This is a genomic window from Lysobacter sp. M2-1 (assembly GCF_022662495.1).
Lineage (GTDB): Bacteria > Pseudomonadota > Gammaproteobacteria > Xanthomonadales > Xanthomonadaceae > JAKPBU01.
In genome coordinates, this window is sequence record NZ_JAKPBU010000010.1 from 1 (window position 1) to 24,305 (window position 24,305).

Annotated in this window: 21 protein-coding genes and 1 tRNA gene; 6 read left to right on the forward strand and 16 right to left on the reverse strand. The window is 67.2% G+C overall.

What is annotated here, in order from left to right:
- Positions 1–142 precede the first annotated feature (142 nt).
- Positions 143–583 carry a hypothetical protein gene (locus MC375_RS14835; RefSeq protein ID WP_242104205.1) on the reverse strand — a complete coding sequence of 147 codons (441 nt, stop codon included), beginning with the start codon at positions 581–583 and terminating at the stop codon, positions 143–145.
- A gap of 77 nt (positions 584–660) precedes the next feature.
- Here MC375_RS14835 and dinB point away from each other — a divergent pair, with 77 nt between their 5' ends.
- From dinB to MC375_RS14855, 4 genes are all read left to right on the forward strand, one after another.
- Positions 661–1,764 (forward strand): DNA polymerase IV, encoded by a 1,104-nt coding sequence (dinB, locus tag MC375_RS14840; RefSeq protein ID WP_242104206.1) that lies wholly within the window; start codon positions 661–663, stop codon positions 1,762–1,764.
- Between the two features lie 142 nt (positions 1,765–1,906).
- Positions 1,907–3,667 carry a DUF1800 domain-containing protein gene (locus tag MC375_RS14845; RefSeq protein ID WP_242104207.1) on the forward strand — a complete coding sequence of 587 codons (1,761 nt, stop codon included), beginning with the start codon at positions 1,907–1,909 and terminating at the stop codon, positions 3,665–3,667.
- Positions 3,668–3,676: 9 nt separating this feature from the next.
- Positions 3,677–5,179 (forward strand): DUF1501 domain-containing protein, encoded by a 1,503-nt coding sequence (locus MC375_RS14850; protein WP_242104208.1) that lies wholly within the window; start codon positions 3,677–3,679, stop codon positions 5,177–5,179.
- Positions 5,180–5,249: 70 nt separating this feature from the next.
- Positions 5,250–6,146, forward strand: coding sequence for an SGNH/GDSL hydrolase family protein (locus tag MC375_RS14855; RefSeq protein WP_242104209.1), 897 nt, complete (start codon positions 5,250–5,252; stop codon positions 6,144–6,146).
- Positions 6,147–6,169: 23 nt separating this feature from the next.
- On the opposite strand, the gene MC375_RS14860 is transcribed toward MC375_RS14855, so the two are convergent.
- Positions 6,170–6,610 (reverse strand): hypothetical protein, encoded by a 441-nt coding sequence (locus MC375_RS14860; protein ID WP_242104210.1) that lies wholly within the window; start codon positions 6,608–6,610, stop codon positions 6,170–6,172.
- A complete protein-coding gene (locus MC375_RS14865) occupies positions 6,607–7,248 on the reverse strand; it encodes a DUF5671 domain-containing protein (RefSeq protein ID WP_242104211.1) in 642 nt (213 codons plus the stop codon). The genes MC375_RS14860 and MC375_RS14865 overlap by 4 nt, the downstream gene beginning before the upstream one ends.
- A 157-nt stretch (positions 7,249–7,405) precedes the next feature.
- On the opposite strand from MC375_RS14865, the gene MC375_RS14870 reads away from it, so the two are divergent.
- Positions 7,406–7,693, forward strand: coding sequence for a hypothetical protein (locus MC375_RS14870; protein ID WP_242104212.1), 288 nt, complete (start codon positions 7,406–7,408; stop codon positions 7,691–7,693).
- Entirely contained in the window at positions 7,678–8,625 is a 948-nt protein-coding gene (locus tag MC375_RS14875) for an alpha/beta hydrolase (RefSeq protein WP_242104213.1), read from the forward strand. Before MC375_RS14870 ends, MC375_RS14875 begins: the two co-directional genes overlap by 16 nt.
- Positions 8,626–8,766: 141 nt before the next feature.
- On the opposite strand, the gene pnp is transcribed toward MC375_RS14875, so the two are convergent.
- From pnp to MC375_RS14940, 13 genes are all read right to left on the reverse strand, one after another.
- Entirely contained in the window at positions 8,767–10,875 is a 2,109-nt protein-coding gene (gene pnp / locus MC375_RS14880) for a polyribonucleotide nucleotidyltransferase (protein WP_242104214.1), read from the reverse strand.
- Positions 10,876–11,002: 127 nt separating this feature from the next.
- Entirely contained in the window at positions 11,003–11,263 is a 261-nt protein-coding gene (rpsO, locus tag MC375_RS14885; protein WP_242104215.1) for a 30S ribosomal protein S15, read from the reverse strand.
- Positions 11,264–11,419: 156 nt separating this feature from the next.
- Positions 11,420–12,409 carry a tRNA pseudouridine(55) synthase TruB gene (truB, locus tag MC375_RS14890; RefSeq protein ID WP_242104216.1) on the reverse strand — a complete coding sequence of 330 codons (990 nt, stop codon included), beginning with the start codon at positions 12,407–12,409 and terminating at the stop codon, positions 11,420–11,422.
- Positions 12,410–12,485: 76 nt separating this feature from the next.
- A complete protein-coding gene (gene rbfA / locus MC375_RS14895) occupies positions 12,486–12,863 on the reverse strand; it encodes a 30S ribosome-binding factor RbfA (RefSeq protein ID WP_242104217.1) in 378 nt (125 codons plus the stop codon).
- Positions 12,863–15,451, reverse strand: a complete 2,589-nt coding sequence (gene infB / locus MC375_RS14900) for a translation initiation factor IF-2 (RefSeq protein ID WP_242104218.1) — start codon at positions 15,449–15,451, stop codon at positions 12,863–12,865. The genes rbfA and infB overlap by 1 nt, the downstream gene beginning before the upstream one ends.
- Before the next feature lie 115 nt (positions 15,452–15,566).
- Complete coding sequence (nusA, locus tag MC375_RS14905) at positions 15,567–17,078, reverse strand: transcription termination factor NusA (protein WP_242104219.1); 1,512 nt, start codon at positions 17,076–17,078, stop codon at positions 15,567–15,569.
- 63 nt (positions 17,079–17,141) lie between these two features.
- Positions 17,142–17,675 carry a ribosome maturation factor RimP gene (rimP, locus tag MC375_RS14910; protein WP_242104220.1) on the reverse strand — a complete coding sequence of 178 codons (534 nt, stop codon included), beginning with the start codon at positions 17,673–17,675 and terminating at the stop codon, positions 17,142–17,144.
- A 174-nt stretch (positions 17,676–17,849) separates the two neighbouring features.
- Positions 17,850–17,926: transfer RNA gene (locus MC375_RS14915), tRNA-Met, on the reverse strand.
- A 146-nt stretch (positions 17,927–18,072) separates the two neighbouring features.
- Positions 18,073–19,533, reverse strand: coding sequence for an NADH-quinone oxidoreductase subunit NuoN (gene nuoN, locus MC375_RS14920; protein WP_242104221.1), 1,461 nt, complete (start codon positions 19,531–19,533; stop codon positions 18,073–18,075).
- 1 nt (position 19,534) lies between these two features.
- A complete protein-coding gene (locus tag MC375_RS14925) occupies positions 19,535–21,055 on the reverse strand; it encodes an NADH-quinone oxidoreductase subunit M (RefSeq protein WP_242104222.1) in 1,521 nt (506 codons plus the stop codon).
- Between the two features lie 19 nt (positions 21,056–21,074).
- Positions 21,075–23,183, reverse strand: a complete 2,109-nt coding sequence (nuoL, locus tag MC375_RS14930) for an NADH-quinone oxidoreductase subunit L (RefSeq protein ID WP_242104223.1) — start codon at positions 23,181–23,183, stop codon at positions 21,075–21,077.
- 145 nt (positions 23,184–23,328) lie between these two features.
- On the reverse strand, positions 23,329–23,652 hold the full coding sequence (gene nuoK, locus MC375_RS14935; protein ID WP_242104284.1) for an NADH-quinone oxidoreductase subunit NuoK: 324 nt from the start codon (positions 23,650–23,652) through the stop codon (positions 23,329–23,331).
- Positions 23,652–24,293 carry an NADH-quinone oxidoreductase subunit J gene (locus MC375_RS14940; RefSeq protein ID WP_242104224.1) on the reverse strand — a complete coding sequence of 214 codons (642 nt, stop codon included), beginning with the start codon at positions 24,291–24,293 and terminating at the stop codon, positions 23,652–23,654. The genes nuoK and MC375_RS14940 overlap by 1 nt, the downstream gene beginning before the upstream one ends.
- Positions 24,294–24,305 lie beyond the last annotated feature (12 nt).

Consider the following 24,305-nt stretch of genomic DNA (forward strand, 5'->3'; position numbering starts at 1 on the left):
TCTTGTGGGAGCGGCCTTGGCCGCGAATGCCTTTGATTCCTGCTCCCGGAACCTCGGGAAAAGCATTCGCGGCCAAGGCCGCTCCCACACTATGGGGCAGCGCCCTCCAGGCACGTGCCCCGGGTCCGTCCGGTGACGCTGGCTATGCGATCCAGCCGCGTGCGATCGCCTTTGTCGCGAGCCAGACCTGCACGATCGCCACAAGGATAACGGTGACCGGCATCGGCAGGGCCGCGGCGGCGCCGAGGATCTCCATCGCACCGCCCGGGAACAGCCAATAGCCGAACTGCACCAGCACCGCCACCAGCGACAGCCAGAACAGCGGCAGCGCGGCGCGCTTGCGCAGCACCAGCAACAGCGCACCCAGGGTGCCGGCGACCACCGCCACGGCGAAGGCGATCCAGAGCCACTGTGGCGACGATTCGAACAGCTGGCGCTGACCTTCCGGCAGTGCCGCCAGGTCATCGGGCGACATCGTGTACTGCGAGTAGCACATCCACAGGCCGAACAGATTCCACAGCAGCAACAGCACGGCGACCACCCGGAACCAGCCCGGACGCGCCGAGGAAGGCGTTGCGTTCATGCGGTATCCCCTAGGGCATCGGATCGATGCGCGGCCGAGCATACGCCCGGTGCCGGCGCGCTACCATCCGGCCCGCCATGCCAGCCGCCACCCCACCGCAGCGCAAGATCGTGCACGTCGACATGGACGCCTTCTACGCGTCGGTGGAGCAGCGCGACGACCCTGCCCTGCGCGGCCGTCCGGTGGTGGTGGCCTGGCGCGGCAACCGCTCGGTGGTGTGCGCGGCCAGCTACGAGGCACGCACGTTCGGGGTGCGTTCGGCGATGCCCGCCGTGCGCGCCGAACGGCTGTGTCCGCAGGCGGTGTTCGTGCCGCCCGACTTTCCCCGCTACAAGGCGGTGTCGCGACAGGTGCGCGAGATCTTTGCCAGGCATACCGACTGCATCGAACCGCTGTCGCTGGACGAGGCCTATCTCGACGTCACCACCACGAAGACCAGCCTGGCGAGCGCCACCGCGACCGCCGAAGCGATCCGCGCTGCGATCCGCGAGGAGACCCAGCTGACTGCCTCGGCCGGCGTCGCGCCGAACAAGTTCCTGGCCAAGATCGCCAGCGACTGGAACAAGCCCGACGGTCAGTTCGTGATCCGCCCACACCAGGTCGAGGCCTTCGTCGCACGCCTGCCGGTCGGGCGCCTGCCTGGCGTGGGCAAGGTCATGGAACGCAAGCTGGCGGACCTGGGCATCGCCACCTGCGCCGACCTGCGCGCGCATAGCGCCGAAGCGCTGGAGCAGCGCTTCGGTCGCTGGGGCCGCCGCCTGCACGAGCTCGCGCATGGCATCGACGAGCGCGCCGTGCAGGTCGAGCGCCCGACCCTGCAGATCTCCGCGGAGGACACCTTCCCCGAGGACCTGCCCCTGGCCGAGACCGAAGCGCACATCCGCCGTCTCGCCGAAAAGACCTGGGACGCCTACCTGCGCGAACTCGCGGCCCACCCCGAGCGCATCGCGCGCACCGTCGTGCTGAAGCTCAAGACGTCCGACTTCCGGATCCTGACCCGCAGCCTGACCCCGGACGAACGCCCGATGTTGCCGCAGCAACTGGCGGATATCGCCTGCGCGCTGCGCGATCGCGTCGCGCTGCCTGCGCAGACCCGTTACCGGTTGGTCGGGGTGGGCTTGTCCGGGTTCGTCGATGCCGACCGCTTCGGCGCGCAATCGGACCTGTTCTCCAGGCAATAAGGCAACGCGCCGACGGGTATCGGCGCAACTCGGCCGTGCTATTGCGCATCCCGTCACGAAACCGTAGCTCAAACCGCCGTTGCCGGGCTGTCCTTCGGCAATACTCCTCGACAGGGGTTCGCTGTACGACGGGGATATGGGAATGGCAGGGAATCGGCTGTATCCGAGCCAGGCCGCGGCGATCCGCACGGCCTTCCGCAAGCGTTATGACCTGCGCGGAACACCGCGCTACCAGAAGGCGCCGCCAGCCGCGCAGGAGGCGGTGCGACGTGCGCCCTCGATGGCGTCGCTTTCGCGCCCGTCGCTGGTCACGCTGCCGCGGCCGGCGTTCGCGGTGCGCGTGCTCAACAACCTGAGCTTCGGCGCCACGGCGGCTTCGATCGCGGCATTCAACGCGCTCGGCAGCGACGACACCACCCGCCTGACCCGCCATGTCGACGCGCAACTGGCCTGGAACACGATCGACGACAGCGCCCTGGAAACTCGCCTGGCCAACGCCGGCTACGCCACGCTGGGGAAAAGCCTGACCCAGCTATGGGCCGACCATGTGCTCGGGGATCCTGTTTACGACGTGCGCATGCGCCCCGCGTGGGAAGTGCAACGCGCCGCGTTCGTGCGCGCGGCGCATTCGCGGCGCCAGCTGCGCGAGGTGATGACCACCTTCTGGCACGACCATTTCAACGTCACACTCAGCGACTTCTCCGCCGGACCGGTCTACGTGCACTACGACCGCGACGTGATCCGTGCGCACGCGTTCGGCAACTTCCGCAAGATGCTCGAAGCCGTCGCGCAGAGCACGGCGATGCTGTACTACCTGGACAACCTGTCGAACACGCGCGCCGGACCGAACGAGAACTTCGCGCGCGAGCTGCTCGAACTGCATACCTTCGGGGTCGAGAACTATCTCGGGTTCATGGATCCGTTCGAGGTGCCGCCCTGTCCCGAGGATCCGTCGTATCCGATTGGCTATACCGACATCGACGTGTACGAGACCGCTTCCGCCTTCACCGGCTGGTCGGTAAAGAACGGCCACTGGCAATTCCCGACCGAGAACGACGGCACCTTCGTCTATCGCCCGTCGTGGCACGACGCCGGTCCGAAGTACGTGCTGGGCAATTTCATCTACCCGGAACAGGCCGCGCTGAAGGACGGACGCGACATCCTCGACCGCATCGCGAGCCACCCGCGCGTGGCCAGGTTCATCTGCAGGAAGCTGTTTCGACGGTTCTTCGCCGACACCCCGAGCCAGGCGCTGGTCAACAGCGCTGCCGTGGTGTTCCGCGATCACTGGCAGCACCCGGACCAGATCCGTATCACCTTGCGCCACATTCTGCTTTCGGACGCGGCGTACAACAGCTGGGGCCAGAAGAACCGACGGCCATTCGAAGCGGTCGTGGCGGCGATGCGGGTGCTGGGTAGCGACTGGACCCTGCGCGTCGCTGACGCAAAGAGCGATGAGTTCATGTACCGCATGGGCATGACCGGCCACGAGCCCTACGACTGGCCCGCGCCCAACGGCTACCCCGATACAGGAATCGCGTGGTCCGGTGCGAACAGCTTCGCGATGACCTGGAAGATCCTCAACTGGTTCACAGAGGCCAGCGACGGCGGGGTGCCGCTGGCGCCGATCCTTGGGACCACCCGCGCCGGCCTGCCCGCGGCGCAATGGACGGCGACCAAGCTGGTGGATTTCTGGTGCCGGCGCGTGCTCGGATACCTGCCGGTCGCGGCGCGCAGGCAGGAGCTGATCGCATTCATGGCGCAGAACGGCGATGCGAACACTTATGTGATCACCGATACGGACGAATGGGCCGCGAGCGACCTGAAGCGGCATTACAACCAGCAGCGCCTGCGCAGCATGGTCTCGCTGATCCTCATGTCGCCCGAATTCCTGAGCCGCTGAGGGCCCGCCATGTCGCGCATCGAACTGAACCGCCGCGATTTCCTCAAAGGCTGCTGCGCCACCGCCGCAGCCGGCGCCGTGGGTCCCAGCCTGCTGTTCTCGCCCGAGGCGCAGGCCGCGGCCAATACCTACGACACCGTCGTGCTGGTGTTCCTGCGCGGCGGCATCGACGGCCTGAACCTGGTCGTGCCGACCTCGGGCAACGACCGATCGTTCTACGAACAGGCGCGGCCGAATCTGGCCATCGCAGCGAGCGGCACCTACGGTGCGTTGCCGCTGACCCTGGCTGGCGGCGCCGCGACGCCGTTCGGACTGCATCCGTCTGCAACCGGACTGCGTGACATCTGGGAGGCCGGCAAGCTGGCGATCGTGCACAGCTGCGGCATGCCGACCGTGGTGACGCGCAGCCATTTCAACGCGCAGCTGTTCCTGGATTTCGGTACCCCCGGGCGGGCCAGCGGCACGGGCTGGATGGCGCGCGCGCTGGACGCGCAGGCTGCCTCGCTCGGCCAGGCCGCGATGCCCGCGCTGGCGACGAATGACCGGGTCCCGGCCAACCTGCTCGGCAGCACCCAGGCGCTGGTCATGGGCAGCCCCGCGGACTTCGCGCTCAACGCCGGCGCCTGGCAATGGCAGACCCGCAGGAGCGGCATGCCCGCCGGAGCCATGGGCGTGAACGAAACGCTCGCGCGGCTCTGGAAAGGCAACACCGGCCTGGAGTACAGCGGCGCGCGCGCCGATGCAGCGCTGCAGGTGGTGGCCACGCAGCCGTACACCACCACCCTGCCCGCCGGCTGGCCGGACTCGGGGTTTGCCCGTCAGCTGTGGACGATCGCCCAGTCGATCCGGTTCAACCTCGGCCTGCGTTACGCCACGCTCGACCTGGGCGGCTGGGACACCCATGACAGCCAGGGGTCGGCGGGCAGCGGCTATCACTACTACCAGAACAAGATCGCCGAACTGTCGCAGGCTCTCACCGCCTTTTATTCCGAACTGAGCAGCGGCGGCGAGATGTCGCGCGTGACCGTGGTGGTGCAATCGGAATTCGGACGCCGGGTCCGCGAGAACGGCAGCCGCGGCACCGACCATGGCTACGGCAATCCGTTGCTGGTGCTGGGCGGACCGGTCAACGGCCGTCGCTTTTACGGCAGCTGGATGGGCCTGGATCCGGAAGTGCTGTCGCCCTACTTCGGCGACGTGCCGGCGACTACCGATTTCCGGCGTGTTTTCTCGGAACTGCTGGTGCGACGCATGGGGATCTCCGATACCGGCGTGGTCTTTCCGGAGTATGTCGCGCCCGCGCCGCTGGGAATCGTGCAGAACGCCGTCGCTGCTGCGACTGCCTCGCACGTGGTTTCGCGGCAGCCGGCCACGGTGTTGCCGACACACGACTCGGCACATCGCACGGTTTCGACCGGGCGACCGCGCCCGGCCCGTTTGCCGCGACCGGTGGACAGCTGGACGTTGCGGATCTGGATCAGGCTGCTGCGCTGGCTGTTCCTGCGGATCTGACCGGCGTCATCGCCTGAGCGACAGCATGGCAATGCCGTCGATGCCATGAGCCGCGCAATGGAGGAAGCGGATGCCTGCCACGCAATCGCTGATGACCACGCGCCGCGGCGAGTTCCGCGCGTTGTACCGCGCCCTGCAGCGCGATCGCCGCGCATTCGAAGCCACCCCGGTGATCTTCTGCGAAGGCGACTCGTGGTTCTCGACGCCGCTGGCGATGAACCTGCTGGACTGGCTGGTGTGGCCCGCGCCAGCCGATGAAGCCCGCGGCGTGCCGCTGTTCGGCGCGGGCGGCCTGTTCTTCCGCACCGAGGACAGCGGCGACCTTGCGCTGGACATGTTCGCCCCGCGACGGATCCGCGACCTTGCCGAGTGGTACGAGGGTTTCGCCTTCGACCTGGTGCTGGTGAGCGCGGGCGGCAACGACTTCGTGGACGGTTTCCTGCAGCGGCTGTTCCGCAGCCTGCGCCCGATGAGCGCCACGGCGGCTTTCCAGCGCGTGCTAGACAGCGGACGCTACGGGCAGGTGCGCGCGGCCTATCGCGGCTTCGTCGAACGCTTCCGCGTGATCCGGCCGCGCACGCCGATCCTTGCGCACAGCTACGACTACCCGCTGCGCATGGGTCAGCCCGCCAAGCTGACACTGGGCAATCTGGGCGCCGCCGCATTGCTGAAACAAGGCGCCGGTCCGTGGATCGGAAACCGCGTGGCGCACGTACTGCCGGATATCGCGCAGCAACGGCGGTTCGCGCAGCTGATGACCGACGGCTTCGTCGAGCATGTGCTGATGCCGCTGCGCGACGATCCGGCCAGCGGCCGCGTGTTCGACTTCGTCGACCTGCGCGGAACGCTGCGCCGCGAATCGCATTGGTTCGACGAGATGCACCCGAGCGGCGCCGGCTTCGCCCTGCTGGCCGACCGGTTCCGCCGGCAGATGCAACAGAAGCTCGAAGTGAAGCTCGGTGGTTGAGCGCGCGCGCCGACTGTCGCCGGTCAACGCTTTTCCGGATCGATCCTGAAGGCGAAGCAATATCGGCCTACGGGGTGTCGCCATGCCAGCTCCAGCTCTGGTTCGAACTGGGCGCGTCGCTGGTCCGCCGCGCTGTCGCGGGCGAAGACGGCGCACAGCAGGAAGGCGTTCTCTCCTTTCGTCCGGTAGCCGTACGGCGCTGCGGTCTGCGGATCGGACAGGGCCAGCCCCAGGCCAGGTTCGCGCGCCAGTTCAGACAGATCGGTGGGCAGGCGGCCCTCGCGCTCATGGACCATGCGCACGGCGCGCTCGATCTGCATCAGCTGCTGCACCCGGGTTTCGTCCATGCGTCGTTCGCGCTGCACGGCCGGCGACCCCATCACCACGATCGCCGCGATCACGGTGGCGGCGATTGCGACTGCTGCCGCGACCAGCAGCCAGAATCCCGCGCCGCGGGCGTTCATGGGGCCTGCTCCTCGCGACGCAGGTCGTGCAGGTAGTAACCGAAGACGCTGCCGGCGATCACGGCCACCACCAGCACCTTGAGCGCGAAGCGGATGCTGATCTCGCCGCCCAGCAGGTTGTAGACCAGGGTGGTGAAGTCGCAGATCAGCGCGATCGCCGCCAGGTACAGGGTCAGGTAGGTCAACCAGCGCCGCACCGGCGAGAGCCGCTTGACCGGATTGCGTTCCACATCGCGCGCGACCTGCCGCGCTACGAACGCGAAGATCGGGAACGCGATCAGCAGCGACGCCACCGACCAGCGCATCGATGAGCCGAACACCTCATAGCCGCGACCGCTGGCCGCGTCCGGGAAGGCCACGTTGATCAGGTCGAACAGCAGGCTGCCCAGGTGGAACGCGGTGTAATACAGGGTGGCGAACAGCACCAGGTACACGAACGCGTCGCGCGCCGACAACGAGGCCCGCGGACGCGGCACCGGGACCGGGAAATCGACCTCCGCATAGTCCTCCAGCGCACCGCGGACCTGTTGCTCGGTCCAGCCGGCTTCGATCAGGGCAGCGAGGATGGACGGACGCGACTGCCCGCGCGCGAGCGCTTCGCGCACGAACAGATCGAGTTGCGAGGTTCCCGCCGCCATCGTTGCCTCCCTCAGGCCCGTGTACGGCAATGTAGCAAGTCCGGGCGCCTGGGCACGCGGCAGGTATTCAATCCCCGCCACGGCGACACGAGGACGCGTGCTGTAACCTGCGACGACATTCCCCACCGGGACCGCCATGGGCCGCACGGCCACCGGCATGCTCCGCGCAGACGACCTGCGCGGCCTCAACCGCCTCACGATCGACGCCGTCGCCGGCACCGTCGGCCTGGTCGAATCGATGCACGCGGCGATCACCCATCTGCCCGCCGTGCTCGGCGCTCCGGCACCCAGGCGCACGCGCGGGCTTACGGGATGGATCTACCGCCGCATCCACGACACGACCCGGATGGTTGGCATCGGGGTCGACACTTCGCTGTCGCTGATGGCGTCGCTGCTGCGCGCACGCGAAGACGAGCCAGGCGCGATGCGGTGCTCGCGGCCATGAATGGCGTGCTCGGCGATCACCTCGAGGCCAGCGGCAATCCGCTCGCGATCCCCATGCGCCTGCGTCGCGGCGGGCGCGCGCTGCGCCTCACGCCCAAGGCACTGGCCGCGTCCGTGCCCGATGCCACCGGCGACCTGCTGATCCTGGTCCACGGCCTGTGCATGAACGATCGCCAGTGGTGCTACCAGGGCCACGATCACGGCGCCGCACTGGCGCGCGAACTGGGCATGACGCCGCTCTACCTGCACTACAACAGCGGCCGCCAGGTCTCGCGCAACGGCGCCGACTTCGCCGAACTGCTGGAACGCGCGGTCGCCGCGTGGCCGGTACCGGTCGAGCGCGTGGTACTGCTCGGCCACAGCATGGGTGGGCTGGTCGCGCGCAGCGCCTGCCATCACGCGGAAACGCGCGGTCACGCATGGCGCCGCGCGGTGAGCGACGTGGTCTTCGTGGGCACGCCGCACCACGGCGCCCCGCTCGAGCGCGCCGGCGACCGGTTCGAACGCCTGCTCGCGATCAGCCCCTACAGCGCTCCATTCGCGCTGATCGGCCGAATTCGCAGTGCCGGTATCCAGGACCTGCGCTACGGCCGCGTGCACGACAGCCGAGCGCCCCGGGCGGGATCCGACGCATCGACCCCGCTCGCGTTGCCGGCAGGCGTGCGCTGCCATGCGATCGCCGCCAGCACCCAGCGGGCCGGCGATGCGGATCGTGCGGCGGCGCGGCCGCGCGGCGATGGCCTGGTGCCGGTCGCCAGCGCGCTTGGCGAGCACCCGGACCGCCGCCTGGACCTGCGCATCCCCGCATCGCGCAAGTGGATCGAGCATGGCAGCGGCCACCTGCAATTGCTGGGCAGCGCTGCCGTCTACCGGCGGATCAGGGCATCGCTGGCAAGACACGACCGCGCACGGCGCGATCGCCGCGGCACGTAGCCAGCTGCGAATGACTTCGAGGGCGACGGCATCGATCCGCGCGCGCAGTCTGCGCATCGGAAAATCCACCATTCGCGCAAAGAAAAAGCGGGCCGAAACCGGCCCGCTTTTCGTGTCGCTCGATGCGCTTCAGCGAACGGCTTACTCGGCCGGAACGCCCTCGCCTTCCTCGACAGCCTTCATCGACAGGCGGATGCGGCCCTGCTTGTCGACTTCCAGCACCTTGACCTTGACCATGTCGCCTTCCTTGAGCTTGTCGGAGACCTTCTCGACGCGCTCGTTGGAGATCTGCGACACGTGCACCAGGCCGTCCTTGCCGGGGGAGATGGTCACGAACGCACCGAAGTCCATCAGCTTGACGACCTTGCCCTCGTAGATCCGGCCGGGCTCGACGTCGGACGTGATCTGCTCGATGCGCGCCTTCGCGGCCTGGCCGGCGGCGGCGTTGACCGAGGCGATGACGATGGTGCCGTCGTCCTGGATGTCAATCTGGGTGCCGGTTTCCTTGGTGATCGCCTGGATGACCGAGCCGCCCTTGCCGATGACTTCGCGGATCTTGTCGGGGTGGATCTTGATCGTGATCAGGCGCGGTGCGAACTCGCTCAGGTCGGCGCGCGGCGCGGTCAGCGCGTTGGCCATTTCGCCGAGGATGTGCAGACGGCCCTGCTTGGCCTGGGCCAACGCGACCTTCATGATCTCCTCGGTGATGCCCTGGATCTTGATGTCCATCTGCAGGGCGGAAATGCCCTCGGCGGTACCGGCCACCTTGAAGTCCATGTCGCCAAGATGGTCCTCGTCACCGAGGATGTCGGACAGGACCACGAAGTCGTCGCCTTCCTTGACCAGGCCCATCGCGATGCCCGCGACCGGCGCCTTGATCGGTACGCCCGCGTCCATCAGCGCCAGCGACGAACCGCAGACCGACGCCATCGACGAGGAGCCGTTGGACTCGGTGATCTCGGACACTACGCGGATGGTGTAGGGGAACGACTCCATCGTCGGCATCACCGCGAGCACGCCGCGCTTGGCCAGGCGGCCGTGGCCGATTTCGCGGCGCTTCGGACCCATCATGCGCCCGGCCTCGCCGACCGAATACGGCGGGAAGTTGTAGTGAAACAGGAAGTGTTCCTTGTACTCGCCGCCCACGGCATCGATGATCTGGCCGTCGCGCGCGGTGCCCAGGGTGACCGCGACGATCGCCTGGGTCTCGCCGCGGGTGAACAGCGCCGAGCCATGCACGCGCGGCAGGATGCTGACCTTCGACGCGATCGGACGCACGGTGTCGAGCGCGCGGCCGTCGATGCGGACCTTGGTGCCCAGCACCGAGCCGCGCATGGTCTGGTACTCGAGTTCGCCGAATTCCTTACCCAGGTCGCCCGGGTTCCAGCCTTCGCCTTCCGCGCGCGGCGCCAACGCGCCCAGCACGTCCTTCTTGATCGCGCCGATGGCTTCGCGGCGCTGCAGCTTGTCGCGCACCTGGAACGCTTCGACGAGCTGGTTGCCGACGGCTTCCTTGATCGCGCTGACGAGCGATTCGTTCTTCGCCGGAGCCTTCCAGTCCCAGGTCTTGGCACCGGCTTCGGTAACCAGGTCGTTGATCGCGTTGATCGCCACCTGCATGTGCTTGTGGCCGAACATCACCGCGCCGAGCATCACGTCCTCGGACAGCTCATCGGCTTCGGATTCGACCATCAGCACCGCGTCGCTGGTGCCGGCGACGACCAGCTCGAGCTTGGAGTCGGCCAGTTCGGAAACGCTGGGGTTGAGCAGGTACTGGCCATCCTTGTAGCCCACCTTGGCCGCGCCGATCGGGCCATCGAACGGAGCGCCGGTCAGGGCGACGGCGGCCGAGCAGCCGAGCAGCGCCAGGATGTCGCCGTCCACTTCCGGGTTCAGCGACATGACCGTCGCGATGACTTGGACTTCGTTCTTGAATTCCTCGGGGAACAGCGGCCGCAGCGGCCGGTCGATCAGGCGCGAGGTCAGCGTTTCCTTCTCGGTCGCCCGGCCTTCGCGCTTGAAGAAGCCGCCCGGGATGCGGCCGCCGGCGTAGAACTTCTCCTGGTAATCGACGGTGAGCGGGAAGAAATCCTGCCCCTCGCGCTGGGTCTTGGCCGCAACGGCCGTGCACAGCACCACGGTGCCGTCGACCGACACCAGCACCGCGCCGCCGGCCTGGCGGGCGATCTCGCCGGTTTCGAGGGTGACGGTGCGATTGCCGTACTGGAAGCTCTTGGTCACTTTTGCCACGAGGGAATGTCCTTGGATGTCACTTGCGGATGAACCGGTCGGGGCCCTTGCCCGTCCCGGGTGGCCGGTGGATTCAGCGGCCGAAAAAACGACTGCGGCGCATTGCGCCGCAGTCGGAAAACGTGGATCAGCGGCGCAGACCGAGCTTTTCGATCAGACTCTTGTAGCGCTCGTAATCCTTCTTGTGCAGGTAGTCGAGCAGGCTGCGGCGGCGGTTGACCATCTTCAGCAGGCCGCGCCGGCTGTGGTGATCCTGCTTGTGCTGTTTGAAATGCTCGGTGAGCTGGGTGATGCGGGCGGTGAGCAGGGCGACCTGCACTTCGGGCGAACCGGTGTCGCCGGTACCGCGCTTGTGTTCTTCAATGACCTTGCTGGTGTCGATGGACATGCCTAATGACCTCTAGGTGGATGCGAAAACCGGCAGGAACACGGTGGGATCCGCGCACCGCCTGGTTCGCCGCGTGCTGAAGGGACAAAAAATAAAATGCCGGCTGGAAAAAACCGGCGCCGCATTGTAGCCGCGAACCCCTTTGCGGACAAGGCGTTAGCGCGCACCCGACTCGCGTGACCGGCGCTCGGGCGCCGCCTGCGGGGGCTGGGCCACCGCCCAGGCGAACATGCGACGCGGATGCAGCTCGCCTGCAGCGTCCACCTGGCCCAGCCCGAGCACCCGCCCCTCGGGGCCGAAGATCGCCACTTCCCCCTGCGGCGCAAAGCCGCCTGCGACGGGCTGCCCATGCGCGAGCCGTTGGGCCTGGGCCTGGCCGACCGCGACCTCCGGCCAGGCCGTCATGCCGCTCTCGAGCGGAAGCAGGCAGGAGTCGAGCGCATGCTCACCGCGCCGGGCAAGCTGCTCGAGCGCCTCGATCGTCCACATCCGCGGGTCGCGGAACGGGTCGACCCAGAGCCGGCGCAGCTCGGCCACATGCGCGCCGCAGCCGAACACCTCGCCCAGGTCGCGCACCAGGCTGCGGATATAGGTACCCGAGCCGCATTCCACGTGCAGGCGCAGCAGCGGCTCGCCGCCATCGAGCAGATCGGCCGCGGACAGCAGTTCGAACGCGTGCACGTCGACCTCGCGCTCCTCCACCTCGATCGTCTCGCCGCGACGCGCCTTGGCGTAGAGCGGTTCGCCACCTCGCTTGAGCGCGGAGTACACGGGCGGGCGCTGGCGGATGCGCCCGACGAACCGCTGCAGCGCAGCATCGATGGCGTCGATGGTCAGCACCGGCACGTCGCGCTCGCGCAACACGGCGCCTTCGGCATCGTCGGTGTCGGTGACTACGCCCAGGCGGGCCACCGCGTCGTAGGCCTTGCGCGCACCCAGCAGGCCGCCCGCGATCTTGGTCGCCTCGCCGAAGCACACCGGCAGCAGTCCGGTCGCCAGCGGATCGAGGCTGCCGGTATGCCCGGCCTTGTCCGCGCTGAACAGATGCCGCACACGCTGCAGCGCCTGGTTGGAACTCAGGCCACGCGGCTTGTCGAGCAGCAGAATGCCGTCGAGTTTGCGGAACTTGCGGCGCGGCTTGCTCATCGAGGGCGATTGTAGGGCGGGCCCAGGCCCGCCATCACCAGAGGCGATGTCGGGCCATGTCGGGCCATGGCCCGCCCTACGCGGTCTCGTCGCTCGGGCTTTCGTCGCCCGTTCCGAGATCGCGCAGCAGGTTGTCGATGCGCTCGCCGCGATCGACCGAATCGTCGTAGTGGAAATGCAGTTCCGGCACGTGCCGCATCTTCACCGCTCGCGCCAGGCGGAAACGAATCTCCGGAGCGACCGCCTTCAAGCCTTTCACCGCCTCGGTCGAACGCTCTTCCTGCAGCGCGGTCACGAACACCTTGGCGTGCGCCATGTCGCGCGTGACCTCGACATCCGACACGCTGACCGACGGCAGGCCGTGCTCGGCCACCGCCTCGCGCACCAGCGTGCCCAGCTCGCGACGGAGCTGGGCTGACACGCGGTCGGTGCGGTGGAAGGACTTCTGCGGCATCAGAGGGTGCGCTGCACTTCGATGCGCTCGAAGCACTCGATCTGGTCGCCGGGCTTGACGTCGTCGTAGGCTTTCACGCCGATGCCGCATTCGGTGCCGTTGCGCACCTCGTCGACGTTCTCCTTGAACCGGCGCAGCGATTCCAGCTCGCCCTCGAAGATGACGGTGTTGTCGCGCAGCACGCGGATCGGCTTGTGGCGCTTGACCACGCCCTCGACCACCATGCAGCCGGCGACCGCGCCAAACTTGGAGCTGCGGAACACGTCGCGCACCTCGGCGGTGCCGATGATCTCCTCGCGGATTTCCACGCCCAGCAGGCCGGATGCCACCTGCTTCACCTGGTCGATCACGTCGTAGATGATCGAGAAATAACGCAGGTCCAGGCCGTTGCCTTCGATCACCCGGCGCGCGGATGCATCCGCACGCACGTTGAAACCGATGATCGTGGCTCTGGCGGCGGCCGCGGAGTTGGCGTCGGATTCGGTGATGCCGCCCACGCCCGAGACGATCACGTTGATCCGGATCTGCTCGTTCGACAGCGCGGTCAGCGCCTGGCGCAGCGCCTCGACGGAACCCTGCACATCGGCCTTGATCACCAGGTTGAGCTGCTGCTGCGCTTCGCCCTGGCCCATCTGGGCCATGATGTCTTCCATGCGGTTGCCCGCTGCGGCCACCAGGCGGGTCTCGCGGCGCTTGGTCTCGCGCTGCTGGGCCACGTCCTTGGCCAGGCGCTCGTCGGCCACGACGACGAAATCGTCGCCCGCGTCCGGCACGCCCGACAGGCCGAGCACCTGGACCGGGATCGAGGGCCCTGCGGTTTCGACCTGCTTGCCGTTTTCGTCGAACAGGGCGCGCACGCGTCCGTACTGGACGCCGCAGACCAGGTAGTCACCGCGGGCCAGCAGGCCCTGCTGCACCAGCACGGTCGCAACCGGGCCGCGACCCTTGTCGAGCGAGGATTCGATGACCACGCCGCTGGCGCGCCCCTCCGGCGCGGCCTGCAGCTCCAGCACCTCAGCCTGCAGGGTGATGGCATCGAGCAGCGCGTCCACGCCCTGTCCGGTTTTCGCCGAGAGCTCCACCATCTGGGTATCGCCGCCGAAGTCCTCGGCGACCACGTCCTGGCCGAGCAGCTCGTTCTTGACCCGCATCGGATCGGCGTCGGACTTGTCGATCTTGTTGATCGCCACGATCAGCGGCACCTTGGCCGCCTTGGCGTGCTGCACCGCTTCGATCGTCTGCGGCATCACGCCGTCGTCGGCCGCCACCACCAGGATCACGATGTCGGTGAGCTTGGCGCCGCGCGCGCGCATCGAGGTGAACGCGGCGTGGCCGGGGGTGTCGAGGAAGCTGATGACGCCCTTGTCGGTTTCGACGTGATACGCGCCGATGTGCTGGGTGATGCCGCCGGCCTCGCCGGAGGCGACCTTGGTGCGGCGGATGTAGTCGAGCAGCGAGGTCTTGCCGTGGTCGACGTGGCCCATGATCGTGACCACCGGCGGACGCGGGGCCTTGTCGCCCTGCACCTGCTCGGCCTGGGCCAACAGCTCGGACTCGGCGTCATTGCTTTCGGCCACGACCGCCTTGTGGCCCAGTTCCTCGGTGACCAGCACGGCGGTGTCGTGGTCGATGGTCTGGGTGATGGTGGCCATCACGCCCATCTTGAACAGCGCCTTGACCACATCGCCCCCCTTGAGGGCGAGCTTCTGCGCCAGGTCGGCCACGGTGATCGCGTCGCCGATCGAGACCTCGCGCACCACCGGTGCGGTCGGACGGGTGAAGCCGGTGCCGCTGCGCGACTGCTCCGGCGCCCGGCGCGACTTAGGCTTGCCGCGGGCGGCGCCGCGGCGCGCGCGCTCGCTGGCACTCAGGTGCAGCTGGCCGGCGAAACGCGCGGCGTTCTCGTCGTCCTCCACGCCCGCGACCATCGCGTGCGAGCCACGATTGCCCTTGTGCTTGGGGCCGAGCGCACGATCGTCGCGCGGCGGCACTGCCGGCTTGTGATGGCCGTGGCCGTGTGCCGGCGCCTTCTTCGGCGCCTCGTCCTCGCCCACCACCGCTACGGCCGCGGCGGCAAGCTCGGCTTCGGCGCGCAGGCGCGCAGCTTCTTCCTCGGCCTTGCGCCGCTGCTCGGCCACTTCCTCGGCGCGGCGCCGGTCGGCTTCGGCCAGGCGCTGCTGTTCGCTGAGGTTGCGCTGGCGCGATTCCTCCAGCTTGCGCAGGATCTCGGCGTGCTCGTCGTTCTGCGCAGCGGGCGCGCCGCTCGCTTCGGACGGCTTGACCAGCGTCACCTTCTTGCGCACGACCACGTCGACGGTGCTGCGGTTCTTGCCGCCACCGACGGTGATCTCCTGCTTGCGGCTGCGGCTGAGCGTGATCTTCTTCGGCGCGGCGGCTTCTTCGGCGGAGACCTCGGCCTTGCCGTGCGAACGCTTGAGGAAGCCGAGCAGTTTCAGCTTCTCCGCGCTGGTCACGACCTGGTCGGGGCCGTCGAAGCGCATGCCGGCGGTGGCCAGCTGCTCCAACAGCTTCTCGACCGGCGTATTGACCAGTTCGGCAAGCTTGCGGATGGTGGTTTGCTGCGACATTCGGTTTCCGTTTCTATGCCCGCCGTGGTGCCGCGGGCCGAAGCTGTGGATTGTATAGGGTGCGCCTCGGCGCACCGTGGTTTGCGGCCGGTGCGCCAGGGCGCACCCTATGGGCTCACCCCTCCTGCTCCAGGCGGGCGATCTCTTCGGCGCGCGCGGCCAGGATCAGGGCCGCGGCACGCTCTTCGTCCAGGCCTTCGATGCCGAATTCAGCTACCTCATCGGCGCCGAGGTCGGACAGATCCTCGGAGGTGCGCACGCCGTGGGATGCCAGGGCGTAGGCGGTTTCGTCGTCCATTCCTTCCAGCGACAGCAGGCTCTCGGTAGGCGCGTTCTCGTCGAGTTCTTCCTCGACCGCCAGGGCGTCGTTGAGCAGCGCCTCGCGGGCACGCGAACGCAGCTCTTCGACGATGTCCTCGTCGAAACCCTCGACCGCCAGCAGTTCGCCCACCGGCACGTAGGCGATTTCCTCGACCGTACTGAAGCCCTCGGCGACCAGGATCCCGGCGATTTCCTCGTCGACCTCGAGCTTCTCGATGAACAGCTCCCGAGAGCGGGTCTGCTCGGCCTCGGACTTGGCCTGGACCTGGTCGGCGGTCATCACGTTGAGCTGCCAGCCGGTCAGGCGGCTGGCCAGGCGCACGTTCTGCCCGCCCTTGCCGATCGCCTGCGCCAGCCGCTCCTCGGCCACCGCAAGATCCATCGAATGCTTTTCCTCGTCGACGATGATCGACTGCACTTCGGCCGGCGCCATCGCATTGATGACGAACTGCGCCGGGTTGTCGCTCCACAGGATGATGTCGACGCGCTCGCCGTTGAGCTCGTTGCTCACCGCCTGCACGCGCGAGCCGCGCATGCCGATGCAGGCGCCGATCGGATCGGTGCGGTTGTCGTGCGCCAGCACCGCGATCTTGGCGCGGTCGCCCGGATCGCGGGCGCAGCCCATGATCGACACCAGGCCCTGGCCGACTTCCGGCACTTCGAGCTTGAACAGTTCCATCATGAACTCGGGCGCGGCGCGACTGACGAACAGCTGCGGGCCGCGCGGTTCGCTGCGCACGTCGAACAGATAACCACGCACGCGGTCGCCGGTGCGCAGCACGTCGCGCGGGATGCCCTTGTCCTTGGGAATGAAGCCCTCGGCGTTGCCGCCCAGGTCGATGTAGACGTTGCCGCGTTCGACCCGCTTGACGATGCCGTTGACCAGCTCGCCGATCCGGTCCTTCCATGCATCGACCACCTGCGCGCGCTCGGCCTCGCGCACGCGCTGCACGATCACCTGCTTGGCGGCCTGCGCCGCGATGCGGCCGAAGTCCGGGTTATCGATCTGCTCCTCGATGTAGTCGCCGACCTCAACGTCGTCGCTCTCGTCGAGCGCGTCCATGAGCCGGATCTGGCGGTCGGGCGATTCCATCACCACGTCGTCGGCCACCACTTCCCAGCGGCGGAACGTCTCGTAGCTGCCGTCCTTGGGATCGATGGTCACGCGCGTGAGCACGTCCTGGTCGGCGTAGCGCTTCTTGGCCGCGGTGGCCAGCGCCGCTTCGATGGCTTCGAGGATCACCGATTCCGGCACGCCCTTTTCGTTGGCGACCGCATCGACGACGAGGAGTAGTTCTTTGCTCATGGTTGGATCACTTTGCTTCTTGCGGCCGGGCCGCAGGTTCGTAGGAATTCGGTTCTCTGGAAATCAATGCGCCGGCTTCGCGGCCTTCCTGCCCTTGCCGGGTTTTTCCTTGACCAGCCCGAGCGCAGCCCAGTCGGGCACCAGCCGGGCCTTTTCGATGTTGTCGATGGCGACCGTAAACGCCGCGCCGTCGACGTCGAAGATGACGCTGTCGCCCTCGACCGAAACGATGCGGCCGGTCAGACGGCGACGCCCGTCCTGCGGCAGCTTCAGGCCGACCTTGGCCTGTTCGCCGGCGAAGCGCGCGAACTGCGCAGCTTCGAACAGCGGACGGTCGATCCCCGGAGAGGACACCTCGAGGGTGTAATGGCCGCTGATCGGGTCTTCCACGTCCAGTTGCGCGGACACCTCGCGGCTGACCGCCTCGCAATCCTCGATGCCGACCGCGCGCGTGGAGGCTTCCGCGACCGGCACGTCGATGTACAGGCGCAACGTCGCCCCGCCCGGCGCGGGCAGGTATTCCACGCCCAACAGCTCCACGCCGAGCGTTTGCACGGTCGGGGCTAGCAGGGCGGCGATGTCGCGTGCCTTGTCCATCGAAAGGATGCGTACTCCTGAAAACAACAAGGGGCCCACAGGGCCCCTTGTCCTAAATTACCAGCATGGTCTGCTGGATTTCGGCGCCGACGCGAGCTGCGCTCGTTTCGACGGGCCCGACCCTTCGCCATCAAAAAAAGCCTCCGTAGAGGCTTTCCGTCGATCGCGAAAAGCTGGTAGCGGGGGCAGGATTTGAACCTGCGACCTTCGGGTTATGAGCCCGACGAGCTGCCAGACTGCTCCACCCCGCAACAGGAGCGGAATTATGGCGACCGGGGCTGGGCTTTGCAAGCCCGTTCATTAACAGAAGGGGGTGCGGGAGCGGTCTTGATCACTCGCAGGGGCGATCAGACACCAGGTCCAGTACTTCGCAGGCGGCCAGGCGCCTGTGCAGTTCTCAGACGAACGCGGCCTGGCACCAGGCCATGATCGGATTCCAGAAGATGCCCAGTGCCAGCAGCGCCAATGCGTTTACGCCGAAGGCGACGCGCAGCGGGCGGTCGTCCTGCAGCACCAGCGGTCCGCCGACCGGCTCGTCGAAATACATCACCTTGATCACGCGTAGGTAATAGAACGCACCGATCACCGCAAACACGATGCCCACGATCGCCAGCCACATCAGGTCGCCCTGCAGCGCAGCGCGCAGCACCACCAGCTTGGCCCAGAAGCCCAGGAACGGAGGCACGCCCGCCAGCGAGGCCATCACGCACAGCACCAGTCCCGCCATCCAGGGGCTGCGGGCGTTGAGGCCCTTGAAGTCGTCGATGTTGTCGGCTTCGAACCCGCGATTGGACAGCGCCACGATCGCACCGAACGACGCAGCGGCCATGATCGCGTAGCTGATGGCGTAGAACATCGCCGCGGCGTAGCCCTGCGCGCCGCCGCCCGCCAGGCCCAGGAACAGAAAGCCGACGTGCGAGATCGTGGAATAGGCCAGCATCCGCTTGAGGTTGGACTGCGCCAGCGCGATCAGGTTGCCGATCGCCAGCGAGATCGCGGCGAGCCCCGCAATCATCAGCCGCCAGGTGTCGTCGAGTGGGCCGACGCCGGCTTCGAGCAGCCGGTAGGCCATCGCGAACGCAGCCAGCTTGGGCGCCGCGCCGATGAACAGGGTGATCGCGGTCGGCGCACCGTGATAGGTGTCGGGCAGCCACATGTGGAACGGCGCAGCGCCGAACTTGAACGCGATGCCCGCGACCAGGAACACCACCCCGGTCAGCAGCATGGCGTTGCGTTGGGTGGCTTCGGCCGCGCCGTGGATCTGGGCCAGATCGAGGGTACCGGTGGCGCCGTACAGCAGCGACATGCCGTACAGCAGCAGGCCCGAGGCCAGCGAACCCAGCACGAAATACTTCATCGCCGCTTCGGAGGCGCGCGGATTGTCGCGGTCGATCGCGACCAGCGCGTAGGAGCACAGCGCCAGCATCTCCAGGCCCAGGTAGACCATCACCAGGCTGCCGGCGGAGATCAGCAGCAGCATGCCGATCACCGCGAACAGGATCAGCACCGGCACCTCGCCCTTGTACAGGCTGCGCGCGCGCAGGTAGGGCCAGGCATAGACCAGCGACAGCGCGCTGACCAGGCAGACCACGATCTTGAGCACGTCGGCCATGGTGTCGCGCACGAACATGCCGCCGAGCACGGTGCCCTGCCCGCCCACGCCGAAACCGATCATCGCCATGACCCCGAGCAGCGCAGCGATCGACAGCCCATGGGTGACGAAGCGGCGATCGTCGTCCAGGAACAGGTCGAGCAGCAGCAGCGCGAACGCGGCGCCGGTCAGCACCAGTTCGGGCAGGATCGGCTGCAGGTCGGCGAGGGTCGCGGTGGCGGCAAGCATGGGGGTTGCGGCGGTCATGTCACGGGCCCATCAGTTTGCTGGCGGCGAGCTGCTGGGCCAGCTGCGCGATGGACGGCTCCATCAGGTCGGTCAGCGGTTTGGGCCACACGCCGATCAGCAGGGTGCCGGCGGCGAACGTGCCGAGCACGATCCATTCGCGCATGTCCAGGTCCTTCAGTTCGGCGACGTGGGCATTGCCGACTTCGCCGTAGATCACCCGCTTGATCATCCACAGGGTGTAGGCCGCACCCAGGATCAGGGTGAAGGCCGCGGCGAACGCGATCAGCGGATGTTTCTGGAAGCTGGCCAGGATCACCATGAACTCACCGACGAAGCCCGACGTGCCCGGCAGGCCGGAATTGGCCATGCCGAAGAACACCGCGAACATCGCGAACCACGGCATCACGTTGGCCACGCCGCCGTAGTCGCGGATCATGCGGCTGTGCATGCGGTCGTAGAGCACACCCACGCAGCTGAACATCGCACCTGAAATGAAGCCGTGGCTGATCATCTGCACCATGGCGCCCTGCAGGCCCAGGCGCGCGGCATCGATATTCCCCGCATCGCGCACAAGGGCGAAGGCGATGAAGGTGCCCAGGGTGACGAAGCCCATGTGCGAAATCGACGAATAGGCGATCAGCTTCTTCATGTCGTCCTGGACCATCGCCACGAGGCCGATGTAGATGACCGCGATCAGGCTGAGCGCGATCACCAGCCAGGCCCATTCGTGGCCGGCATCCGGGACGATGGGCAAGGTGAAGCGCAGGAAGCCGTACCCGCCGATCTTCAGCATGATCGCCGCCAGCACCACCGAGCCGCCGGTGGGCGCCTCGACGTGCGCGTCGGGGAGCCAGGTATGCACCGGGAACATCGGCACCTTCACCGCGAACGCAACCAGGAAGGCGAAGAACAGCCACATCTGCTCGCGCATGGTCAGCGGCAGCGCGGCCATGTCGGCCAGCTGCCAGCTGCCGCCCTTCAGGTACAGGTAGATCAGCCCGACCAACATGAACACCGAGCCGAGGAAGGTGTACAGGAAGAACTTGACCGATGCGTACACCCGGCGCGGGCCGCCCCAGACGCCGATGATGATGAACATCGGGATCAGCATGCCCTCGAAGAACACGTAGAACAGCATCGCGTCGAGCGCTGTGAACACGCCGATCATCAGGCCTTCGAGCACTAGGAACGCAGCTACGTACTGGCTCACGCGCTTGTCGACCGAGGCCCACGCACCGATCAGCACCAGCACGGTCACCAGCGTGGTCAAGCCGATCAGCGCCACCGAGATGCCGTCCGCGCCGAGCCGGTAGCGGATGTCGTACGCGGGAATCCAGGCGTGCTGTTCGAGGAACTGCATGCCGGGGTTGGCGTAGTCGAAGCCGGTGAACAGCGGCACGCTCAACACCAGGCACAACAGCGCCACGCCGAGCGCAAGCCAGCGCGCCGCCTGCGGCCGGCTGTTGCCGAGCATCAGGCACAGCGCGCCGCCGAGGACCGGCAGCCAGACGAGCAGACTGAGAAGGGGAAGTTGGCTCACGCGTCAGGATTCCTTGGTCTCAGCTCCACCACCACACCAGCGCGCCGAGCAGGCCGATCAGGCCCAGGATCATGGCGAAGGCATAGTGGTACAGGTAACCCGACTGGGTCTTGCGCAGCACGCCGGAGAACAGATCGACCAGACGGGCGCTGCCGTTGACGAACAGGCCATCGATGACCTTCTCGTCGTTGCCGCGCGACAGCTTGCCCAAGGCGACGCCGCCACCGGCGAAGCCGCCGATCCACAGGTCATCGAAGCCGTACTTGTTCTCGAGGATCCGCTTGGGCAGGGCGAAGATGCGCGCCGCCTTCGCCGGCAGCTCGGGCTTCCACCAGTACATGACGGTGGCCAGGGCGAAGCCGGCAAGCACCAGCCAGAACGCCGGGGCGACGAAGCCATGCAGCGCGAACGCCACCGGCCCGTGCCAGGCTTCCTCGGCCACCTTGGCGATGGTGTCGCGCGCCGCCGCCAGGTCAATCGATCCCAAGAAGTACGGCAGCTGCTTGTGATGGCCCATCACATCGGTGCCGAACAGCATCGGGCCGACGGTGAAGAAGCCGATCAGCACCGACGGGATCGCCAGCAAGATCAACGGCAGCGTCACCACCCACGGCGACTCGTGCGGCTCGTGCGCATGATCGTCATGGCCGTGACCATGCGCATCCTCGTGCGCGTGTGCCAGCTGTTCCTCGTGCGCGCTCGAGTCGGCTTCCGGCGCGACGTAGCCAGCCGGCGCCTTGTCGTGCCAGCGCGGTGCGCCGAAGAAAGTCAGGTAGAGCAGGCGGAAGCTGTAGAACGAGGTCACGAACGCGCCCAGCAGCACCGCCCAGTAGCCATAGCTGGCGACCCAGTTGTGGGACTCGTGCGCGTTGAGCTTGGCCGCCTCGATGATGGTGTCCTTCGAGTAGAAGCCGCTGAAGAACGGTGTGCCGACCAGGGCCAGGGTGCCGATGACGCTGGTCCAGAAGGTGATCGGCATGACCTTGCGCAGGCCGCCCATCCGGCGCATGTCCTGCTCGTGGTGCATGCCGATGATCACGCTGCCCGCCGCCAGGAACAGCAGCGCCTTGAAGAAGGCGTGGGTCATCAGGTGGTACACGGCGGCCGAGTACGCCGACACGCCCAGGGCCACTGTCATGTAGCCTAGCTGCGACAGGGTGGAATACGCCACCACCCGCTTGATGTCGTTCTGGACGATGCCGATCAGGCCGGTGAAGAACGCCGTGGTGGCGCCGATGAACAGCACGAAGTTGAGCGCGGTCTGGCTCAGCTCGAACAGCGGCGACATCCGCGCCACCATGAAGATGCCTGCGGTGACCATGGTCGCGGCGTGGATCAGGGCCGAAATCGGCGTGGGGCCTTCCATCGAGTCGGGCAACCATACGTGCAGCGGCACCTGCGCCGACTTGCCCATGGCCCCGATGAACAGGCAGATGCAGATCAGCGTGGCCACCGACCAGGCGTGGCCGGCGAACACCTGCACTTCCTGGCCCTTGAGCAGCGGCGCGTTGGCGAACACGGTGGCGTAGTCGAGCGTGCCGAACCAGTACAGCACCCCCGCGATGCCGAGCAGGAAGCCGAAGTCGCCCACCCGGTTGACCAGGAAGGCCTTGAGGTTGGCGAAGATCGCGCTCGGGCGTTTGAACCAGAAGCCGATCAGCAGATAGGACACCAGGCCCACCGCTTCCCAGCCGAAGAACAGCTGCAGGAAGTTGTTGCTCATCACCAGCATCAGCATGCTGAAGGTGAACAGCGAGATGTAGCCGAAGAAGCGCTGGTAGCCGTCGTCGTCGGCCATGTAACCGATCGTGTAGACGTGCACCAGCAGCGAGACGAAGGTCACGACCACCATCATCATCGCGGTGAGGCGGTCGATCATGAAGCCGACATGGGCCTCGTAGCCGCCTACCTGGAAGAAGGTGTACACGTTCTGGTTGAACGGCGCAGCACCCTGCCCCACCAGCTGCCACAGCACGTATGTCGACAGCGCGCAGCTCACCGCCACGCCGAGGATGGTAATGCTGTGCGCGCCCACACGGCCGACCTGGCGGCCGAACAGGCCGGCAATAACGGCGCCGAGCAGCGGTGCCATGACGACCATCAGCAGGTGGAGCTTGGAAATTTCCATCAATGTTCCATAGCCAGGTTCTTGCTTCGGTTACCTCGGTGCCGCCATCCATGGCGAGACGGTATTGCTTCGGGGCTGTCCGGCCCGGCCATCCGTGGCCGGGCGTTCGCGGATGCGCGAGCCAGTGGCTCGCAAACGCACCCGCTCACCCTTTGAGAGTGTCGATGTCGGCCACGTCGATCGTGTGCCGGTTGCGGAACAGGGTGACCAGGATCGCCAGGCCGATGGCGGCCTCGGCAGCGGCCACGGTCAGGATGAAGAACACGAACACCTGGCCGGCGGGATCCCCAAGCTCGCGCGAGAACGCGACAAAGTTGATGTTCACCGCCAGCAGCAGCAGTTCGATGCACATCAACAGCACGATCACGTTCTTGCGGTTGAGGAAGATGCCGGCCACGCTGATGCAGAACAGCGCCGCGCCGAGCGCGAGGTAGTGGCCCAGGGACAGGCCATTGCCCAGGAGTTCCATCATTTCGCCTCCTCGCTTTCGCCCGGCGCCGCCGGTGCGACCGGTCGTTCGGCCTGCATCCGCACCAGGCGCATGCGGTCGGCTGCCTTGACCCGGCCCTGTTCCAGCGGATTCTGGTGCTTGGCGCCCGGCCGGCGACGCAGGGTCAGCATCACCGCGGCGATCACCGCCACGGTCAGGATCACCGCGGCCACCTCGAAGGGCAGCAGGAAATCGGTGAACAGCGAGCGCGCCAGCCAGTGGGTATTGGGCAGGCCGGCCGTCACCGCTCCGTCGGTGCCGAACGGCGTGCCCATCTTCGCGCGCACGCCGATCAGCAGCAGGATCTCCACCAGCATCGCCACCGCCACCAGCAGGCCCACCGGCAGGTAGCGCACGAAGCCTTCGCGCATCGGCGTGGTGTCGATGTCGAGCATCATCACCACGAACAGGAACAGCACCATCACCGCGCCCACGTACACCAGCACCAGCGCGATGCCCAGGAACTCGGCACCGGCCAGGATCCAGCCGCAGGCGACCGAAAAGAAGGTCAGTACCAGGAACAGCGCGGCATGCACCGGATTCTTGACGCTGATCACCGCGCCCGCGGACAGGACCGCGGCCAGGGCGAAGGCGAAGAAGGTGAGCAAGGCGAAATCCACGTCTGCGGGTCC

Excerpts from the sequence above, each read along its gene's own strand:
- MC375_RS14855 (WP_242104209.1), top strand. The coding sequence starts at position 5,250 with ATGCCTGCCACGCAATCGCTGATGACCACGCGCCGCGGCGAGTTCCGC.
- MC375_RS14860 (WP_242104210.1), bottom strand. The coding sequence starts at position 6,610 with ATGAACGCCCGCGGCGCGGGATTCTGGCTGCTGGTCGCGGCAGCAGTC.
- nusA (WP_242104219.1), bottom strand. The coding sequence starts at position 17,078 with ATGAGCAAAGAACTACTCCTCGTCGTCGATGCGGTCGCCAACGAAAAG.
- MC375_RS14865 (WP_242104211.1), bottom strand. The coding sequence starts at position 7,248 with ATGGCGGCGGGAACCTCGCAACTCGATCTGTTCGTGCGCGAAGCGCTC.
- MC375_RS14870 (WP_242104212.1), top strand. The coding sequence starts at position 7,406 with ATGCTCCGCGCAGACGACCTGCGCGGCCTCAACCGCCTCACGATCGAC.
- truB (WP_242104216.1), bottom strand. The coding sequence starts at position 12,409 with ATGAGCAAGCCGCGCCGCAAGTTCCGCAAACTCGACGGCATTCTGCTG.
- dinB (WP_242104206.1), top strand. The coding sequence starts at position 661 with ATGCCAGCCGCCACCCCACCGCAGCGCAAGATCGTGCACGTCGACATG.
- rimP (WP_242104220.1), bottom strand. The coding sequence starts at position 17,675 with ATGGACAAGGCACGCGACATCGCCGCCCTGCTAGCCCCGACCGTGCAA.
- nuoL (WP_242104223.1), bottom strand. The coding sequence starts at position 23,183 with ATGGAAATTTCCAAGCTCCACCTGCTGATGGTCGTCATGGCACCGCTG.
- nuoK (WP_242104284.1), bottom strand. The coding sequence starts at position 23,652 with ATGGAACTCCTGGGCAATGGCCTGTCCCTGGGCCACTACCTCGCGCTC.
- MC375_RS14835 (WP_242104205.1), bottom strand. The coding sequence starts at position 583 with ATGAACGCAACGCCTTCCTCGGCGCGTCCGGGCTGGTTCCGGGTGGTC.
- nuoN (WP_242104221.1), bottom strand. The coding sequence starts at position 19,533 with ATGACCGCCGCAACCCCCATGCTTGCCGCCACCGCGACCCTCGCCGAC.
- infB (WP_242104218.1), bottom strand. The coding sequence starts at position 15,451 with ATGTCGCAGCAAACCACCATCCGCAAGCTTGCCGAACTGGTCAATACG.
- rpsO (WP_242104215.1), bottom strand. The coding sequence starts at position 11,263 with ATGTCCATCGACACCAGCAAGGTCATTGAAGAACACAAGCGCGGTACC.
- MC375_RS14850 (WP_242104208.1), top strand. The coding sequence starts at position 3,677 with ATGTCGCGCATCGAACTGAACCGCCGCGATTTCCTCAAAGGCTGCTGC.
- rbfA (WP_242104217.1), bottom strand. The coding sequence starts at position 12,863 with ATGCCGCAGAAGTCCTTCCACCGCACCGACCGCGTGTCAGCCCAGCTC.
- MC375_RS14845 (WP_242104207.1), top strand. The coding sequence starts at position 1,907 with ATGGCAGGGAATCGGCTGTATCCGAGCCAGGCCGCGGCGATCCGCACG.